Source organism: Chloroflexus sp. MS-G, from assembly GCF_000735195.1.
Classification (GTDB): domain Bacteria; phylum Chloroflexota; class Chloroflexia; order Chloroflexales; family Chloroflexaceae; genus Chloroflexus.
This window is the reverse complement of the sequence record NZ_JPIM01000009.1, coordinates 12,970-28,765: the sequence shown is the minus strand read 5'-3', so window position 1 is coordinate 28,765 and position 15,796 is coordinate 12,970. Positions and strand designations below refer to the sequence as shown.

General features: G+C 53.3%; 14 protein-coding genes. 7 read left to right on the top strand and 7 right to left on the bottom strand.

Annotated elements, in window-relative coordinates; translation table 11 throughout:
* Positions 1–2 precede the first annotated feature (2 nt).
* Together ilvA and JE47_RS0102905 are read left to right on the top strand one after the other, a co-directional pair.
* Complete coding sequence (gene ilvA / locus JE47_RS0102910) at positions 3–1,238, top strand: threonine ammonia-lyase (protein WP_031458313.1); 1,236 nt, start codon at positions 3–5, stop codon at positions 1,236–1,238.
* Positions 1,239–1,331: 93 nt separating this feature from the next.
* On the top strand, positions 1,332–2,750 hold the full coding sequence (locus tag JE47_RS0102905) for an FtsW/RodA/SpoVE family cell cycle protein (RefSeq protein WP_031458312.1): 1,419 nt from the start codon (positions 1,332–1,334) through the stop codon (positions 2,748–2,750).
* Positions 2,751–2,825: 75 nt separating this feature from the next.
* On the opposite strand, the gene JE47_RS0102900 is transcribed toward JE47_RS0102905, so the two are convergent.
* The 3 genes from JE47_RS0102900 to JE47_RS0102890 all read right to left on the bottom strand — a co-directional run bounded on the left by JE47_RS0102900 (position 2,826) and on the right by JE47_RS0102890 (position 6,289).
* Positions 2,826–4,016 (bottom strand): NAD(P)/FAD-dependent oxidoreductase, encoded by a 1,191-nt coding sequence (locus JE47_RS0102900; protein WP_031458311.1) that lies wholly within the window; start codon positions 4,014–4,016, stop codon positions 2,826–2,828.
* Positions 4,017–4,079: 63 nt separating this feature from the next.
* A complete protein-coding gene (locus JE47_RS0102895) occupies positions 4,080–4,775 on the bottom strand; it encodes a DUF1641 domain-containing protein (RefSeq protein ID WP_031458310.1) in 696 nt (231 codons plus the stop codon).
* 113 nt (positions 4,776–4,888) lie between these two features.
* Complete coding sequence (locus JE47_RS0102890; RefSeq protein ID WP_031458309.1) at positions 4,889–6,289, bottom strand: rhodanese-like domain-containing protein; 1,401 nt, start codon at positions 6,287–6,289, stop codon at positions 4,889–4,891.
* Between the two features lie 345 nt (positions 6,290–6,634).
* Here JE47_RS0102890 and JE47_RS0102885 point away from each other — a divergent pair, with 345 nt between their 5' ends.
* The gene (locus tag JE47_RS0102885) at positions 6,635–7,531 is read left to right on the top strand and encodes a LysR family transcriptional regulator (RefSeq protein ID WP_031458308.1); all 897 of its coding nucleotides are present in this window, start codon (positions 6,635–6,637) and stop codon (positions 7,529–7,531) included.
* Here the strand turns inward: JE47_RS0102885 and JE47_RS0102880 are convergent.
* The 4 genes from JE47_RS0102880 to JE47_RS0102865 form a co-directional block, all read right to left on the bottom strand.
* Positions 7,528–7,788 carry an anti-sigma factor family protein gene (locus tag JE47_RS0102880; RefSeq protein ID WP_031458307.1) on the bottom strand — a complete coding sequence of 87 codons (261 nt, stop codon included), beginning with the start codon at positions 7,786–7,788 and terminating at the stop codon, positions 7,528–7,530. The two genes, JE47_RS0102885 and JE47_RS0102880, sit on opposite strands and share 4 nt — an antisense overlap.
* On the bottom strand, positions 7,775–8,401 hold the full coding sequence (locus JE47_RS0102875) for an RNA polymerase sigma factor (protein WP_031458306.1): 627 nt from the start codon (positions 8,399–8,401) through the stop codon (positions 7,775–7,777). The genes JE47_RS0102880 and JE47_RS0102875 overlap by 14 nt, the downstream gene beginning before the upstream one ends.
* Before the next feature lie 214 nt (positions 8,402–8,615).
* On the bottom strand, positions 8,616–9,278 hold the full coding sequence (gene pdo / locus JE47_RS0102870; RefSeq protein WP_031458305.1) for a protein disulfide oxidoreductase: 663 nt from the start codon (positions 9,276–9,278) through the stop codon (positions 8,616–8,618).
* Between the two features lie 85 nt (positions 9,279–9,363).
* Entirely contained in the window at positions 9,364–10,548 is a 1,185-nt protein-coding gene (locus tag JE47_RS0102865) for an MFS transporter (RefSeq protein ID WP_031458304.1), read from the bottom strand.
* Between the two features lie 93 nt (positions 10,549–10,641).
* Here JE47_RS0102865 and JE47_RS0102860 point away from each other — a divergent pair, with 93 nt between their 5' ends.
* From JE47_RS0102860 to JE47_RS0102845, 4 genes are all read left to right on the top strand, one after another.
* Complete coding sequence (locus JE47_RS0102860) at positions 10,642–11,358, top strand: esterase family protein (RefSeq protein WP_031458303.1); 717 nt, start codon at positions 10,642–10,644, stop codon at positions 11,356–11,358.
* A gap of 559 nt (positions 11,359–11,917) precedes the next feature.
* On the top strand, positions 11,918–12,490 hold the full coding sequence (locus tag JE47_RS0102855; protein WP_031458302.1) for a TadE/TadG family type IV pilus assembly protein: 573 nt from the start codon (positions 11,918–11,920) through the stop codon (positions 12,488–12,490).
* Between the two features lie 19 nt (positions 12,491–12,509).
* Positions 12,510–13,100, top strand: coding sequence for a TadE/TadG family type IV pilus assembly protein (locus JE47_RS0102850; protein ID WP_031458301.1), 591 nt, complete (start codon positions 12,510–12,512; stop codon positions 13,098–13,100).
* A gap of 64 nt (positions 13,101–13,164) precedes the next feature.
* Positions 13,165–15,702 carry a pilus assembly protein TadG-related protein gene (locus JE47_RS0102845; RefSeq protein WP_031458300.1) on the top strand — a complete coding sequence of 846 codons (2,538 nt, stop codon included), beginning with the start codon at positions 13,165–13,167 and terminating at the stop codon, positions 15,700–15,702.
* Positions 15,703–15,796: the final 94 nt, after the last annotated feature.

Genomic DNA, 15,796 nt, shown 5'->3' with positions numbered 1-15,796 from the left:
CCATGAGTCGATTTGCAATTGAACTGGCTGATATTCAGTCGGCACGGCGGGCACTGCGTGACATTATTCTCCCAACGCCGGTGCTCCCAGCGACCCGTCTGAGCGCTGAGCTAAGCGGGCCGATCTTTTACAAGGCAGAAAATACCCAGCAGAGTGGATCGTTTAAGATTCGCGGTGCATATAACACGATTGTTCACCTTTCACCTGAAGAAAAGCAACGAGGGGTGATTGCGCCATCTGCTGGAAACCACGCGCAGGGTGTGGCGCAGGCAGCGCAATTGTTGGGTGTCAAAGCAACCATCGTGATGCCCGAACGGGCGCCACTGACTAAGGTTGTAGCAACCCGACGTTTGGGCGCTGAAGTGATTTTGTACGGCGCAACTTTCGATGATGCAGTTACTTATGCCCACGCCCTCAAAGAAGAGCGCGGGTTGACCTACGTACACGCCTTTGATCACCCACGGGTGATCGCTGGTCAGGGGACGATTGGGCTGGAGCTGGTAGAGGCATTGCCTGATCTCCAGCAACTGGTTGTTCCGATCGGTGGCGGAGGCTTGATCAGCGGAATTGCCCTGGCAGTTAAGACTCTCCTGCCCCACGTGCGGATCGTAGGTGTTCAGGCGGCTGGTTGTGCACCGGTACCGGCCTCGCTCGCTGCTGGTCATCCGGTTACCGCACCAACCGCTCGTACTATCGCTGATGGAATTGCGGTCAAGCGTCCTGGCGATCTGACCTTGCCAATGATCCAGGCATTGGTCGATGAGGTGGTGACGGTTGATGATGACGAGATCGTTATGGCTATTGCCCACGTCTTGCAGTACAGTCGGCTGGTCGTTGAAGGCGCTGGTGCTGCTGGTGTTGCTGCTCTCCTGAGCGGCAAAGTACCGGTCAAACCACAGCAGGTAACGGCCACGATCCTCTGTGGTGGCAATATTGATGCCAATTTGCTGATGCGCGTTATCGAATATGCGCTGGTGCGTCAGGGGCGTTATCTCTTGTTGCGCACCAGTGTTGATGATCGTCCGGGAGGGTTGGCCGGGCTGGTCAATCATGTTGCGTCTACCGGTGCCAGCGTTATGGATTTATTCCACCGACGAGGCATGTGGCGTGTGCCGATTGACCGGGCCGGTGTAGAGTTAATTCTGGAAGTGCGTGACGAAGAACATGCTCAGATGGTCATTCAATCGCTTGAGCGGGCCGGTTATCACTGCGAACGTGAGCCGAATTGGCCGATTTGACGCCTGTTCACATGCTTGTACATGCCGAGTATGCACAGGCACTTGAGGAAGGGCGATGTATGCGTTGCCCTTACGCGCACAGAGGAATACGCCATGACAACATTACGTGACGCCTTTGGTCAGCTTCGGCGTCTGCGTCTGGTAGAATTGCAGCTTCTGATCACGGTGCTCCTTTTCTTCGCCGCGGGCTATCTCCTCGTTGTGGTAGCGACTGGGCAGAGTGAACTCCAGACCACCTTCCAGGGCCTGTTGCACATTCTCTGGCCATCAAGCCTACCACTCGTGCTCTTTCTCGCCATTTCCCTGGGTCTTTCGCTCCGCAGCCCAACTGCCGATCAGTTAATTTTACCGCTGGTTGCGCTCCTTGGCGGCCTGAGCCTCATGATGACTGCCCGTCTTGAGCCAGGGCTGAACCAGATCGCGTTTTGCAGTAATGCTGCCGGCGAGCGGTTTCCGTGCTATGAAGGCATTGCCACCAAACAGACCCTGTGGGTTACGCTTGGTACGCTGATCATGGCCGCCATCCTCTTTACACCACTCGACCAGATTTGCATCCGCTGGTTTCGCCATTCATTTATCGATGTGCTCGATCACTATCGCTACATGTGGTTGGCCCTCGGTATGATCCTTATCCTGGCAACATTTATTTTCGGCGTTGATCCAAACGCCAGTGGGGTACGGGTCTGGTTCAACCTGGGATTCTTCTACTTTCAGCCCTCAGAATTGCTCAAAATTATTCTGGTTATCTTTATGGCTTCCTACCTCAACGAATATCGCGAGGCGGTACAATCAAGTTACCGACTTGGCCCTTTTACATTACCCCCTCTCCCCTACCTTGTGCCACTGATAGGGATGTGGGGCATTGCAATGATGACAATCGTCTTTCAACGCGATCTGGGTGCGGCACTGTTACTCTTCGGGGTTTTCTTAATTATGCTCTACGCTGCCACCAGGCGTAGTCTCTATGTTATTGCAGGTGTCACTGCCTTTGCCGGTGGCGCCTATATACTCTACCGTCTCTTACCAATTGTTGGCCTGCGCGTATCGGTTTGGCTCGATCCATGGGCTACCGCTCAGGGTTCAGGGTACCAGATCGTTCAGGCTATCTACGCTCTCGCTTCAGGCGGCGTCTTTGGGGCAGGATTGGGGAGAGGTGTACCAGAGTACGTTCCGGCGGTGCACACCGATTTTATCTTCGTCGCTATTGGTGAAGAGATGGGCCTGGCCGGAACCTTAGCGGTACTCATCGCTTATATGTTACTCATCTTTCGAGGTTACCATCTGGCGCTGGCAATACCCGGTCGTTTTCGCGGCTTTGAACAACTCCTGGTGATCGGCCTGACCTCAATCATTGCTGTGCAGACGCTCATTATTCTAGGCGGTAATCTACGCCTCATTCCCCTGACGGGCATCACACTGCCGTTTATCTCGTATGGTGGCTCATCAATTGTCATTAACTTTTTGATTGTAGCGTTGCTCTTGCGAATTTCGGTGAGCGATCAACGATACTAATCGTTCGTAGTAAAGCGCAGGGGCGACAAACTGGTCGCCCCTGCTTCATGTCTGGCGGTGAAGAGGGAATAGACGTTACATCCGACCGCGTAGCATCCCGTTCCAATACATCGCCGGTAACCCGTAGGCTTTTAGCGCATACATGCTGTAGCGCTCCTGCGACTGATCGAAGGGGAAGCTCTCCTTTGGTTGATTGGTATAATCAAATTCTGCCAGAATCAGGCTGCCGTAGCCGGTCACCAATGGGCAAGAGGTGTAGCCATCGTAAGTGGCCGGTAACGTCTCTTTAGCCATTGCCGCCATCAGGTTTGCTACCAGCACCGGCGCTTGCTTACGAATGGCAGCTCCCGTTTTCGAGGTGGGCAAGCTCGAGCAATCACCGAGACTAAATACGTTGGGATAGCGTTTATGCTGAAGGGTATATTGATCGACATCGACCCAACCGCCGGTATTAGCCAGCGTGCTGCTCTTGATCACGTCGGGCGCACTCATTGGCGGTGATACATGCAACATATCGAAGTGAACCGTCACCGTCTCGCGGGTAGCCAGATTGAGGAAGACGGCCTCACGCGCCTCACCGCGTACCTCGATCAAATCGTGCTGGAAATGAACGTTAATCCCCTTGCGTGCGACCACACGATTCAACGCATCAGCATACTTCTTCACGGCAAAGATAGCCGCACCTGCGTGATAGAAATTGAGCTGGCTCTGCTGTCGTACCCCGGAGCGGCGGAAATAATCGTCGGCCAGATAGACAATCTTCTGCGGCGCACCACCACACTTGATCGGCGTGCTTGGATGGGTGAAGACAGCATTTCCGCCCCGGAAGGTGCGAATGTTCTGCCAAGTATACTCCACCGTGTCATACGAGTAATTCGAGCAGACCCCATTCTTACCCAACGTTTCTGGCAGTCCCTTCACCTTATGCCAGTCAATCTGAATGCCCAGCGCCACAACCAGATAGTCGTAGGTGATCGTCTCACCGTTGCTCAAGGTCAGACTGTTATTATCGGGGTCAAATGCCTTTACCGCCTCCTTCAACCACGTGACTCCTGGTGGGATGTAATCAGCTTCTGGGCGTGCCGATTGCTCACGAGGAAAGACTCCGCCCCCAACCAGCGTCCACAAGGGCTGATAGTAGTGTACAGTTGACGGTTCGATCAGCGCAACCTCCGGCGGATTTGGCTGACCCATAAGTTGGGCAGCAACGGTCAGACCACCCGTACCGCCGCCAGCAATGACAACCTGATAGTGGCTCTTTGCCATAGTGTGTTCCTCTCTAGTCGTGATACTCCCTGTTTACAACCTGTTCTCCGGCACGTTACCATCCTAGCCCGGCAGTTTTTGCCCGAATCGTTCGGCAAAATTGAGGGCAAAGCCAAGCGAACGTTGCACATCACGGTTGAAGAGTGCTCCCAACAATGCCATTGGACCGGCCCGTCGTGGCTCTCGTTGGGCGCTCACCAGCGCATGTGCTGCCGCCCCCATCACCTGAAGCGTCTTCGGATCAAGCACGCCTGAACTCATCAATGCCTTCATTTCATCTGACTGCATCAAGATGAGGAGATTGCGTAGTGCAGTCAATCCCTGGCGAACAGTACCCTCGATATCGACACCTTGTCGATTGGCCGCAGCGTACAGTTCATCAATCATATCGACGGTCATTGCAGCAAAGCCGGGGGCCTGGCGAGCCAGTTGTTCGAGAGTTACCAACTGCTCACTCAGTCCGGCCAGGGCGCGGAGAGTCGCCGGCTCGGTCAAGCGCTCAAGGGCATGCAAGCCAACCTTCAATCGCTCGTCGATGTCGGTACCCGCCTTCGCCGCATCCCGATACAATCCATCGACCGTATCGGTTGCCATGGCCAGCAGCGCTGGCGCCTCACTGGCCAGCGCATCAGCTTTCGCGAGGTGCTGTTCGATCCGATCCATTCGTTCGAGCAACTGACCGAGAAGTTCAGCAACGTGACCGGCCTCAAGGGCATGCACCTCGCTCGTTGTTCCACTGTTGGTATGCGCGTATGTCATAGCTCTCCTTACGTGTTGCGCCCGGCAGGTGTCGGGCAAAAACCATTCATTCGATGCCATTCACCCCACAGCAGGCACGGCCACTTCTGCTGTGGGGTGAGGGAACCCAGAAGCTATACCGCAACCGCCGAAGCTAATTCACGCCAGGTACCCTGCGGATCAACCAGGGTTGCAACATTGGTAAAACCAAATCGGCGCAGCAGGCTTGTACCAACCTGCGAGCGATACCCGGTTGCACAGTGGGCAATGATTGGCGTATCACGTGGAATCTCGTCGAGGTGGCGTGGCAGATAACCGAGCGGGATGTGAAGTGCACCGGGCAGGTGAATCTCCTCGTACTCGGTCAGATTGCGCATATCGAGGATCACTGCCGAACGGTCGGCTAATGCTGCACTAAGGTCTTTCACAGTAGCGGTCGGCAATTTCACAAGGTTATCACCAAGCGCCGATGCTGGCAGGTACCCCGGAATATCATCGACACCGATTGCCCGCAGGTCTTTCAGAATCTGCTCTATGTCAGCATCATCAGGTACCACGAGGTAAGTTGGCTTGGTGAAATCGACAAACCAGCCAACATAGGTGCTGTACATCTTCCGAATCGGGACACTGATGCTCCCCGGTATATGACCGGCAACAAACTCGGCGGCACTCCGCAGATCGAAAACGAGCGCACCTTCCGCCAGCGCCTGGTCGAGCAGCGGACGTTCGATCTCAACCGGTGTTGCCAGATCGTGCAACAGAGCCGGTCCGACCTTGTTCACATACTTCATGCGGGCAAAGTAGCGTGGTGGTTCTGGTTGGCCTTTCAGCAGCCAGTGCACAAACGCATCTTCATCATCAAACTGGAACGCCGGATTAAAGCGCTTCTCGTACCCCAGCGTACTCGACGGAATTGCGCCTAAAGCCTTGCCACAGGCACTACCGGCGCCGTGGGCCGGCCAGACTTGCAAATAGTCGGGCAATGCCTTAAAGCGCTGTACCGATTGAAATTGCTTGCGCGCACCGGGTTCTTTGGTTCCGGCAATCCCAGCAGCCTCTTCCAGCAGGTCAGGTCGGCCTACATCACCCACAAACAGGAAATCACCGGTGAATACACCCATTGGTTGATCGGCAGCGGCAGTGTCGGTGATCATGAATGCGATATGCTCTGGCGTGTGTCCTGGAGTGGCAATCACCTGCACCTTAATATTCCCAACCATCCAGGTGTCACCATCTTTAACCAGAATTGCCTTCTCAATTTCGGGGTAAGCGTACTTCCAGTTGGCGTCGCCCATGTCGCTCAAATACATTTGGGCACCGGTACGCGATGCCAGTTCACGAACACCGCTTACGAAATCGGCATGAATGTGGGTCTCGGTCACGTGAGTGATGCGCAATCCTTCCTTGGCTGCGACCCGCAAATACGGCTCAACGTCTCGCATCGGATCAATAACCATCGCTTCGCCAGTCTTGGCGCAACCGATCAGATACGAAGCCTGGGCTAGCATCTCGTCGTAGAAATACTTCAGCAACATTGCTCTACGTCCCTTTCTTCATTTGTCCCGTTAATCAGCAGCTTCCCTCGTACATCGCAGCATTGGCGCCAACTGCTTATTGAGAGTGTTGGGAGTTTTCGTACTTATATGGTACGCAGAAATGCCACTTGCCAGAAGCCGAAACATGCTTATACTATCTCTAAGTGACAACTTATAGCTTGGGAGTATGTCGTCTATTGCATCCAGTAATAAATACTTTTGGGCGTCGGAGCAGTATTCGCTGATCGGTGAACACCGATCTGGATACAGCCTGGCGCGGGTTTGGCGAAGAATAAGGATGAACCCGTGCTGCGATACCAATGATGCATCCATACAGGAGCAACGATGCTCGATCTCTACAAACTCGATATCTTCACGCGGGTGGTTGCTGCGGGAAGTCTCAGTAAAGCTGCTGAGCAGTTACATATGACTCAATCGGGGGTCAGTCAGCACATTCGGGCGCTCGAAGATAGCCTGGGGACAGAGCTGTTCGTGCGTGGCCGCCGTGGCGTTGAGCTGACTCCGGCTGGTCAGCGATTACTCGCCTATTGCGAGGGGATTTTTCGGCTGGTGGCTGAAGCCGAACTGGCCGTTACCAATGTTGCCGGACTACGTGATGGTCAGTTGCTGATTGGTGTGACGCCTGGCGTGAGCGCCTACCTGCTACCCGAATGGGTGCAGATGTTCAGACAACGCTATCCCAACCTCGCAGTGAGCGCCCAGACCGGTACCACATTTGCGATTGTGAACGAATTGCGTAGTGGTGGCCTCGATCTGGGCGCTATCGAAGGCGAGCTTGATCATACGATAACGGATGTGCAACAACAGTCCCTCCGTGAATTTGATCAGTATGTGGTTGTCGGACGACGGCATCCGTGGTGGGGACGCAGTGAAGTACATCTGAGCGAACTGGCCGATCAGCCGATGATCATGCGCCAAGCGAGCAGCCAGACGCGCGTATGGCTAGATCAGGCTTTACGCGAGCAATCATTGACACCGCGGATTATCGCCGAGCTTGATAACCTCGAATCGATCAAGCGAATGGTGATGATCGGTACCGGTCTGACAATTCTTCCCCTCTACGCTATTACAGCCGAGCAAGAAGTAGGCGCGTTACATCCAATCCCGATTCAAGGTCGGCCGCTACGACGCACCCTACGTTTGTTGTGGCGGGCGACCCGACCACTCTCACCAGTAGCCTACGCTTTCCGTCAGCTCTTGATGGCGCACTATGGACGCTAGTGGCGTTCTACCAGAAGGCGCTGCATTCGGGTAATTAGTCGTTCTTCTAAACCAGGCGGGAGTGACGGAGGGGCTTCTTCAAACTGATGAAGGAGAGAGAGCGTCTGCCGTAACGAGGCGAGCAGCGATTGACACTCTGGACATTCGCGCAGGTGCGCTTCCAGTTCGCTGCATTCAGTAAGGCTCAATTCGCCATCAAGATAGTCATTCAGGAGATCAATGAGATCTTCACAATGATAATGATCATTCGGTATCATCGTGACCCTCCTCAGTCGGCTCGACATAACGAGCCAACAGCTCACGCAGGCGTAGGCGGGCGCGATGCAGGCGTACCTTTACTGCACCAGGGCTAATCCCCAACTGAGCTGCTGTCTCCTCGGTACTCAAATGTTCGATGTCGCGCAATACAATCACCGCCCGCAATGCATCAGGTAAAGCAGCGATAGCCTGGGCAATTTCTTGCCGTAATTCGTCATCAAGCACGCTCCGTGCCGGATCGATACTCCAGCGCTGCGCGGGCTGCGGTGACGTTGTCTCAACATTGATGTCGCCTACGTCATCAAGATCGACCTGTGGTCGTTTCTGTCGCAACAGCATCAACCCTTCATTCGAGGCTATCCGGTAAAGCCAACTTCGCAAACTCCCGGTACCGTTGAATTCAGATAGAGCAGCACAGGCTTTGATAAAGGTTGTCTGCAAGACATTCTCGGCCTCATCGGCATCACCTAGCAGGTTAAGAGCGCGTGCGTAGACGAAGGGAGCAAACCGTTTGACAAAGCATGTACAGGCATCAGGATCGCCACGACGCAATCCTTCGAGGAGTGCCTGCTCATCGTCATACAGGGAAAGATCAATGATTGGTCCCGGCACAGCAGTGTCTCCATCGCAGACAGCAGACAGATGGGAACGTTCGTCTGAACAGTTCTTTCCCGACGCAAGCCTGGCTCTGCTCATGTTCCCTCTCCCGCGTCACGTAGCGGGAGAGGGGAGAGGGAGGCACAGAACCGCTAGCAACACCGTTGTTCAGACACTTTCAGAGGATAGTATAGCACGCCTACGGTGGAGTGTCTGTCAGGCTGCCAATCTAGGCCGCCGCAGCGATGGCTTCACGGAGCTTGTTGACCATCATCCCTTCCGGTACCGCTCCTTCAACATGTACCAGATCGTCGATTACGGTCTTAGGAACTCCCATCACTGCATAGCGATCGCCCAATTCAGGAAATTCGGTCACCTCAATTCCTTCGGCAGAAATGTATGGGTTCGCCAACGCTAACCGGTAGGCCATAACCACCGCCCGTGGGCAATAAGGGCAGGTAGGGGTGACGAAGACCTGGAGGTGCATAGGGGCCTGAATCGTTTCGAGCATGGCCATCGTTGCCGGTTGGAGATCGGGTTGAGCAGCCCCACCGGCCAGGCGAATCGCCTCAATAAGGGAAGCAAATTCATAGCCACTAGGTAACCCGGCAAAGCGCAACCCGTGATTCTTTCGTTCTTCACCGATGAGAAAGACGATTCCGGGCGCTTTATCGACACCCAGTTCGGTAGCATATGCTTGATCCTGTTCAAGATCGAATACCCGCAGGCTCAACAGCGGATTGAGGGCCACAACCTCTTGTAACAGCTCGTGCGTTACCTCGCTATATTCCCCACTCTCAGCCGAGGTAAAGAGCACGATCTCTACCGGTCGATTCAGTCCGGCAAATGCTTCCCGCACCGCCTTGCGATCTTTTTCCTGCATGAGCGCCATTGTTTCATTCCTTTCACGCCATCAAGATAATTACCGTTGCTGCTAACAAGATGCAAAGCCGGTGCGTTTGGTTACATTGCCGATCTTATGCACGGCCTTCGCGTATTGTCATGATACCAAAACCGACTGCACCGAGCACCAGGATTCCGGCCAATATACTATTGAATCCATAGCCAATTGTGATACTCAGCCATGGCGCGATCAACGAGCCTAGAATACGGCCACCTCCAATAGAGGCTGTCATCGCGGCGAGTACCGTCCCACGTCCCTGAGCGCTCAGGCCGCTGACCAGCGGAAAGGTAGAGACAATCGCAAACTCAAAGCAAAGATCAAACGCTAGGAGGAGCGTAAGAAAGAGGAACCAGGATGTGCTGTGTGGTAACAGCAGTAACCATACACCGACCAGGGCAAAACCACCCAACACCGCTCGTCGTTTGCCTATCTGATCGGTGAAGAGGGTTGCCATGAGAGACCCGGCCAGCTCAACGATTCCCAATAAGCCAAAGACGAACCCCAATTCGGTTGTTGTTGCACCAAACGTACTGCTTAACCAACCGGCATAGCTCACAAAGATCAGTTCAACCGCTGCCATCTGAACAAAGATAAACCCCAGTGCAGACAGGATCACCGGTTGACGCACCAGAAGCCACAAACGATGCTCAGAAGCGGAACGAATGTGTGGCGCGTGAATCTGTTCGTCATTCGGGAGCGTCATTGTAAGCGCAACATTTACTGCTCCAACAACAGCTAATGCAAAAAAGACCGTTGCCAGACCGAAATGATCGGCCGTCCACGTCACCAAGGGTACGCCGATCAGAGCCGACAACGCCCAACTCAATTCCAGAATACCGAGCATACGTCCGCGCTGCGTATAATGACTACGTGCGCTCACATAACTTTGCAATGCCGGCATTGCAATGGCAACCGCCAACCCAATAATGCCGTATCCGAATAGAAACAACTCAAAGTGCTGACTCCATGCACAAACAACTGTGCCGATTGCGAACAGTACCCCACTCCAGAAAATGGTACTCCGATCGCCAAACCGGTCGCTCAGCATACCACCCAGCGGACTCAGCAATGATGCTCCCACCTGAATGGTGATGAGTAAGCTGGCTGTGCTTAGATTGACCGCGAAACTGGTCGCAAGAAATGTCAATAAGGGATACACCAGACGAAAGACCAGACTGATCAGCCATCGCATCCAGACCAGAATTGCTATATGAGGCCAGGATAATGTTTGAGATGATGTTGTCGAAAGTGTGGTCATAACGAAAGATACTCCTCGGTTGACAGGCCGACTTCAGCAGGCTATCATTTTACGTACTGCAATCGCCAATGTTGTAATGAATACCGTGTAATTATGCAACGCCAATACCACGCATGGCACAGCCCTGCCCTCAATCGAACGATGGAACTCCTCATTTTCGGTCATTCCGGTGCCCCCGTTTTGGTCTTTCCCACCTCGCACGGACGCTTCTACGAGTACGAAGACCGTGGGATGGTCGGAGTGCTGAGCCATCATGTAGATCAGGGCTGGATTCAATTGATCTGCGTTGATAGTGTGTACAGCGAAAGCTGGTATAACTACGCGGCCGATACGGATGCCCGTATGTGGCGAGAAGAACAATACGAACACTACCTGATCACCGAAGTCTTACCACTGGTTCGCCATCTCAATCCTAACCCATTTCTGATTGCAACCGGCTGTTCGTTCGGCGCCAGCGAGGCAGTCATCTTTACCTTACGCCATCCAGGGTTGGTACGGCGGGTGATCGGTCTATCAGGGTTATACGATCTGAAGCGCTTTTTCACTCACTACACCCAGGGAGTCTATTTTCACAATCCGGTAGATTTTGTGCCCAACTTGAGCGACCAATGGACAATTGATCGGTTGCGCGAGACTGACATTATCCTGGCAATCGGCCGTGAAGACCCTGCTGCCTGGTCTAATGAGCTGCTGTCGAGCCAATTGTGGGGCAAAGGCATTGGCAATGCCCTGCGGATGTGGGATGGGTGGTGCCACGATTGGCCGTACTGGCAACGCATGATCGTGCAATACATTGGTGGTCACGATTAGATTAGGGGCACAGCGGCGCTGTGCCCCTACAGAACTACCTGCCGTGCCCCATCGTGCTGTGACGGGTGGTGCGGCAGGTAGGGGCAAAAAAATCGTTCCTACCGCCTATTGACCGTCCATATCGTCGACGACGTTGACCATCAAATTGTTGATGCATGCGATGCGGCCCCGTTGATGGAGGCAAGACGATTCACGAGGAGGGGTGAGGCGCCGCCTCGCTCCTACCGCTATCCACGACGATAGCGCTTCAGGGCACAGCGGCAGGGCACAGCGCCGCTGTGCCCCTACAAGCTGTGACGGGGGTGTGGTCGAGGCCGACGGCAGGTAGGAGCGGAAAATTCGCTCTTACCGCCTATTGACCGTCCATATCGGCGATGACGTTGACCGTCAAATTGTTGATGCGGGCAATGCGGCATCAGTGGTACGTAGTTGGGCACAACCCGAATCACTAAGAAATACGCAAGCGCATCTGAAATCCGGTACCTTCGGACTATTTTGCCGTTCTGCCGATTGCCATATACTGATAAGCAGAGCAAAAGCTTTTGCAGGAGTGTGTGCGATGGAGACCAAATCTGGACAATCGATTGTCGAAATGGCACTCTTGCTGCCGGTGATGTTGATGGTGCTCTTTGGTATCATTGAGTTTGGCTATCTAATCTTTGCTTACTCAATGGTATCGCAAGCGGCACGTAACGGCGCCGAGGCAGCAGCCCAGCTCCCACCCTATCAGACCTGGTTGGACTTACGGAATAATCCACCGGCCAACTATCCTGGCTTTACCGCCGATCCCTGCACTCGCGGAATTATGGAAGCAATTCGCTCGGATATTGTCTTGTTTGATGGTACTGCTAATGAAGGGCGACGAATCGAAGATTATGTCACCATTCGTTATCCAAATGGCAGTCAAACCCGAAACCTTAGTGATCGAGGTCCAATTGAAATTGAAATCAACTACCCGGTACGCAGTATTACACCACTCTTTGATATGATCGGTCTTCCAAATGGAACTCTCAATCTGCGCGTTGTTCAGCGCCGGTCCATTGAAAACCTGGGCGTTGACCCAACGCGCCCACGTGGAGTAGCCTGTGCTCGTGATATTAACGACTGGAATCAGAACTTCAGGCAACCGTAAGTAGAGAGGGGGTGATGCTATGAAACAACGACGCAAAACAACTGGTCAGGCAATCGTCGAATTTGCCCTCTCGGCAACGGTGATTTTTCTCTTACTTTCGGCAGCGGTTGATCTTGGTCTCATCTTCTTCACGATGCAGGCATTGCGGGCTGCCGCGCAAGAAGGGGCTACTTACGGTAGTTACCCACTAGTAGTTACCAACAGCAGCGGCCAGGTCACTGAAGTACGTCTCAACTATCGCGAAATCTTCAATCGTATCCGCACCGCTGGTGGCACCCGTCCGACAGGTGTAGCAAACCTTCTTGATCTCAACGGTGATGGGATTGATGATGCGAATCAAACAGCCGTTTTTAACCCTAACAATCCAACCAATCCTAACGGGTTTGTCATTATTGAAAATCCCAAAGGACCCAATCCGGCTGATTTAAGCGGTACTTGTTCAACAACTACCCCACGTACTGATATGCGCAATGCGGGTCAGAATTGTTGGATCAGGGTCACTATTCGTTACCGTTACCGGCTCTTCTTCCCATTTGCACCAGCTTTTGGGCAAGAGATTATCTTGCGAGTAACGCACACAATGCCCATCCGTAGTCAATTTGTTGGTTAAGATGTAACGTTTTGTTGAATGTCACCGTGCGTTATAGCGTCAATGCAGCACATGGAGGAAATGTATGAAAAAGGGATGGAGTACACACCGTTCATTACGGCGAATACGGGGGCAGAGTATTCCATTGCTGGCCCTTATGATCGTCGTCCTGATCGGAATGGTGGCACTTTCGGTCGATGTAGGGCGTACCTTTGCCGAAGAACGTCGCGCTGTTGCTGCGGCCAATGCAGCTTCACTTGCAGCGATGAACACCTACATCCGCCGAACAGTCAACACTACGAACACGGTTATCTACAACTCAATCGTCAACTCACTGCGTTCCAATGGAATTGAGGTAGATAACAATCCAAATATTCGCCTGGAAGCCTTCTATTTGAACGCACGCGGTGAACCGATCGAGGGTGGCGCCCGTATCACCAGTGATAGTACTGTCGCACCGGATAACGTTGCCTACATTCAGGTTAATCTGAGCGGCAACGTTGACACCTTCTTTGCACGGGTCGTTAATCAAAATCAGTTGCCGATTGCAGCTACCGCTTACGCCGGTACCTGCCCGCCAACTGATGGTGTGTACCCCATCGGTATCAATAATGACTATATCAGTGGTAACGAATTCCGCAATCCCGGCGATGCAGATGGTGATGGTCGGCCTGACAACAACTGGACAAGGTTGACGAGCGGTCCCTTTAAAGGCTTTACCAAAATGCGGCTCTACCTGGCCGACAACAATCAACCAGGCCAGTTTGGCTGGTTGCGCTGGCTTGATGGCCGGGGTGCCAGTGGCGCCAATGCTAATAGCGCCCAAGAGTTAGAGATGGCGCTTTCCGGTACCGGTACGCTCTCGAAGGGCTTCATGGAAGCACCGTGGCCGAACATCAATCTTCCACGACCGGAAAACTACCCCGAGCGTCCCGGTGAGCTGAACGTCGGTGATTGGGTGTACGGCAGTTCAGGTTTCACTGCAAGTAATGATCGGCGCGCTGCCCTGGATGCCCATATCAGCAACCAGACAAGAATGGTGCTACCAATTTACGATGTCGCCGCCGGTCAAGGGTCGAATGCAGTCTACCGCGTCGTTCGATTTGGTCTGTTTGTCTTAACCGAATACGGTCGTGAGCGCAATCGCCCCTACATGGATTTCATCTTCCTCGGCACGCCGAATCGCCAGGGGACGGCATGTTCGGCTACACCGCCACCACCTGAAGACACGAGTGTCGTTCGTTTGACGGGGAGCGTGGAGTTTTGGCCGGAGTATATGGTGCAGAATAATGAACGTCGGCCTGTACAATATGTGATTGTTCTCGACGTATCCGGTTCGATGAATGCAAATTTCGCTGGGTGGGGGAAGAATGGTAATCAGGTATGCAATATAGATGGCCCCCCCACACCAGGTATTTCACAGTGTTCAGGACAACCATGGTTTGCCTGGACCCCGCTAGAAGAGCGACGCATATATGTAGCGAAAGAGGCGCTGAAATTGCTTGTCCGCCAGACCAACATGCCTGGTAATCAGGGGTATGATCCGCGCATTCCGAATGATCAGATGGCAGTAGTATGGTTCACGCACGAGGTGCCAACAGGTTACGTTCGGTCATTCACGGATAATGTCAACGCGCTTATAGATACGATTCATAATGCTAACGGCAATGGCGCCTGGGGGCCATATCAACCGACTGGGGGTACTAATGGAACAGCAGGTCTCTATCGGGCGTACAATCTTATCAAAAACGCTGCTAGCACGACGAATCATCAGGGACGTGAATGGGTGTATCGGCGGGCTATTATCTACATTACGGATGGTGTAACGAATAACTTCTTCTCCGCGAGTCAATCAAACCTGAGAGGAGGATCAAGTAACAAAAACACCTATCCTCTTAATAGCCCCTGTTATCATGATGCAGTCCTTGACGATGCACCGTGTCAGACGACAGAGGTGGGCGGTAGATATAATGGTATGGATCGCCCAATCACTCAGATGGTGAACATGGCTATGACCATCAAGTCGGATCAAGCAGCACAGACTGATATATATGTGTTGGCTATTGCCGACATTCCGGCAACGGGTCTCAAAGATGGTGTGGCAACGACACCTAATCACTATTACCAGGTAACAACACTCGAACGTGGTTCTGATGGCCTGAATAATGTTGATCGGGTCATGCTGGCAATCAATGATCAGGTCGAAAGAGGCCCGTGTATTAGTGGCAGCGATGGCGAGTGGCGCGGAACCATTCCAGGCAACCACTTCCAGTCAGTGAATGGTCTCAGTTACCCGAACGTGGGCGAGGTTATTCTGGAAGATTCCTCGACCGGAAGTGTGTATCGAGCACCGATTGTAGCCGGTACGGATGGTCGTGTGCGGTATACCTTCGAGTCGATCCCGCGGGGTACGTACCGCTTGCAAGCCTACCTCTTCTACCGCCATCCGCTCGATCCACCTACGGCGCTGCCGCGCATGTACAGTCAGCTCTTCAATGGTAGCTCGAGCCAGTCTGACATGGTGGTTGTCCTTGAGCCTAATGGACAGGGCGTGGGTTTCATCTCAACCATCGAGCAGAATCTACGCCTACGCCTCGATGGGAACGTCTGTAGTGTGAATTAGGCCAGGATCGCATACCGCAGAGACGGATGACCTTCGTCTCTGCGGTATTATCTTATCGAAAACCGGAAAAGTACTCTATTGCAAGGAGCTGAAG

Bases quoted from the DNA above. Each gene is read 5' to 3' on its own strand.
- JE47_RS0102860 (WP_031458303.1), top strand. From the start codon at position 10,642: ATGCAACGCCAATACCACGCATGGCACAGCCCTGCCCTCAATCGAACG.
- JE47_RS0102855 (WP_031458302.1), top strand. From the start codon at position 11,918: ATGGAGACCAAATCTGGACAATCGATTGTCGAAATGGCACTCTTGCTG.
- JE47_RS0102900 (WP_031458311.1), bottom strand. From the start codon at position 4,016: ATGGCAAAGAGCCACTATCAGGTTGTCATTGCTGGCGGCGGTACGGGT.
- JE47_RS0102905 (WP_031458312.1), top strand. From the start codon at position 1,332: ATGACAACATTACGTGACGCCTTTGGTCAGCTTCGGCGTCTGCGTCTG.
- JE47_RS0102880 (WP_031458307.1), bottom strand. From the start codon at position 7,788: ATGATACCGAATGATCATTATCATTGTGAAGATCTCATTGATCTCCTG.
- pdo (WP_031458305.1), bottom strand. From the start codon at position 9,278: ATGGCGCTCATGCAGGAAAAAGATCGCAAGGCGGTGCGGGAAGCATTT.
- JE47_RS0102845 (WP_031458300.1), top strand. From the start codon at position 13,165: ATGAAAAAGGGATGGAGTACACACCGTTCATTACGGCGAATACGGGGG.
- JE47_RS0102865 (WP_031458304.1), bottom strand. From the start codon at position 10,548: ATGACCACACTTTCGACAACATCATCTCAAACATTATCCTGGCCTCAT.
- JE47_RS0102890 (WP_031458309.1), bottom strand. From the start codon at position 6,289: ATGTTGCTGAAGTATTTCTACGACGAGATGCTAGCCCAGGCTTCGTAT.
- ilvA (WP_031458313.1), top strand. From the start codon at position 3: ATGAGTCGATTTGCAATTGAACTGGCTGATATTCAGTCGGCACGGCGG.
- JE47_RS0102885 (WP_031458308.1), top strand. From the start codon at position 6,635: ATGCTCGATCTCTACAAACTCGATATCTTCACGCGGGTGGTTGCTGCG.
- JE47_RS0102850 (WP_031458301.1), top strand. From the start codon at position 12,510: ATGAAACAACGACGCAAAACAACTGGTCAGGCAATCGTCGAATTTGCC.
- JE47_RS0102895 (WP_031458310.1), bottom strand. From the start codon at position 4,775: ATGACATACGCGCATACCAACAGTGGAACAACGAGCGAGGTGCATGCC.